Annotated in this window: 1 protein-coding gene; it reads left to right on the top strand. The window is 75.0% G+C overall.

The annotated features are described in order from the left end of the window. Nucleotides 1-2,017, top strand: a 2,017-nt coding sequence (gene cobT / locus ACSNOK_RS32665; RefSeq protein ID WP_436784414.1) for a nicotinate-nucleotide--dimethylbenzimidazole phosphoribosyltransferase, incomplete at its 5' end; no start/stop codon positions are given. Nucleotides 2,018-2,198: the final 181 nt, after the last annotated feature.

Raw genomic sequence — 2,198 nt, forward strand, 5'->3', positions numbered from 1 at the left:
GGCTCCGGCCGCCGAAGCCCCCACCGGACCGGCGGCGGACCAGGCGCCCGTCGCCCAGGCGGCTACGGAGGCCCAGCCGACCCAATCGGCCCCGGAGGCCCCGCAGACCCCGCAGACCCCGGAGGCCCAGCCGGCCCCCGCCCCGGTGCACCTCGCCCTCGTCCGTGACGACGAGCCGCGGGACGAGCCGGCCGGCTCCGCCGCCGGGCAGGCCGACGGCGCGGAGACCGAGGGGGCCGAGCGGACCGAGGAGGACGCCGAGGAGCCCCGGATGCCCCTCGGCCCGCCCGCCGACGGCTTCGCCGCCGCCGAGCGCGAGGCCGTCCACCGCGTGATGCGCGAACGCCGCGACATCCGCAACGGCTTCCGCCCCGACCCCATCCCGCACGACGTCCTGCTGCGCGTCCTGGAGGCCGCGCACACGGCGCCGAGCGTCGGGCACTCGCAGCCGTGGGACTTCGTCGTCATCCGGTCCGCCGACACCCGCCGGACGATGCACGAACTCGCGATCCGCCAGCGCGACGCGTACGCCGCCTCGCTGCCCAAGGGCCGGGCCAAGCAGTTCAAGGAAATGAAGATCGAGGCCATCCTCGACACCCCGGTCAATATCGTCGTGACCGCCGACCCCACCCGGGGCGGCCGGCACACCCTCGGCCGGCACACCCAGCCGCAGATGGCCCCCTACTCGTCGGCCCTCGCCGTCGAGAACCTCTGGCTCGCCGCCCGCGCCGAGGGCCTCGGCGTCGGCTGGGTCAGCTTCTTCGACGAGCGCGAGATGGTCCGCGAGCTCGGCCTCCCCGAGCACCTGGAGGTCGTCGCGTACCTGTGCGTCGGGTACGTCGACGAGTTCCCGGACGAGCCCGAGCTGATGCAGGCCGGCTGGTCCAAGCGGCGCCCGCTGTCCTGGGTCGTCCACGAGGAGACGTACGGCCGCCGCGCGCTGCCCGGCGAGGACCCGCACGACCTGCTCGCCGAGACCCTGCGGGGCATCCGCCCGCTCGACGCCAAGGCGCTCGGCGAGGCGTGGGAGCGGCAGAAGCGGATGACGAAGCCGTCCGGCGCGCTCGGCATGCTGGAGATCATCTCCGCGCAGCTGTGCGGCCTGTCGCGCAAGTGCCCGCCGCCGATCCCGGAGCCCGCCGCCGTCGCCGTGTTCGCGGGCGACCACGGCGTGCACGCCCAGGGCGTCACCGCCTGGCCGCAGGAGGTCACCTCGCAGATGGTGACCAACTTCCTGGGCGGGGGAGCGGTCTGCAACGCGTTCGCCAACCAGGTCGGCGCGGAGGTCTGCGTCGTGGACGTCGGCGTCGCCGGCGACCTGCCGGCCCGCCCCGGCCTGCTGCCGCGCAAGATCCGCCCGGGCACGGACGACTTCACCGCCGGCCCGGCGATGACCCGCGAGGAGGCGCTGCGCGCCGTCGAGGTGGGCATCGAAACCGCCCGCGACCTGGTCACCGCGGGCAACAAGGCGCTCCTCACCGGCGAGATGGGCATCGCCAACACCACCGTGTCGGCCGCCCTGATCTCCGTCTTCACCAACTCCGACCCGGCCGAGGTCACCGGTCGCGGCACGGGCATCAACGACGAGATGCACGCCCGCAAGATCGACGTCGTCCGGCGGGCGCTGGAACTGCACCGCCCGGACCCGGCCGACCCGATCGGCGTCCTCGCCGCTGTCGGCGGGCTCGAACACGCCGCCCTCGTCGGCCTGATCCTCGGCGCCGCCTCGCTGCGCACGCCGGTGATCCTCGACGGCGTGAGCGCCGGTGCGGCCGCTCTGGTGGCGCGGGCCATCGCGCCCGAGGCGCTGGCCGCGTGCATCGCGGGGCATCGCAGTGCGGAGCCCGGTCATGTCGCCGCTCTGACGAAGCTGGGGCTGCGGCCGCTGGTGGACCTCGACCTGCGCCTCGGCGAGGGTACGGGTGCCCTGCTGGCCCTCCCGGTCGTGCAGAGCGCGGCGCGGGCCATGCATGAGGTGGCGACGTTCGACAGCGCGGGCGTGGCGGAGAAGGGGTAGGTCCGCCGCGGGGGGAGTGAGCCCCAGCCCCGCCCTCTCACCGTTTCCTGGGGCTGCGCCCCAGACCCCGCTGTCGCGGCTCCGCCGCTCGTCCTCAATCGCCGGACGGGCTGGATAGTGCGCCTGGGCGCGCACTTCAGCCCGTCCGGCGTTTGAGGACAACCGCGCGGAGCGCGGTTTC

Source organism: Streptomyces sp. URMC 126, from assembly GCF_051386555.1.
Classification (GTDB): domain Bacteria; phylum Actinomycetota; class Actinomycetes; order Streptomycetales; family Streptomycetaceae; genus Streptomyces.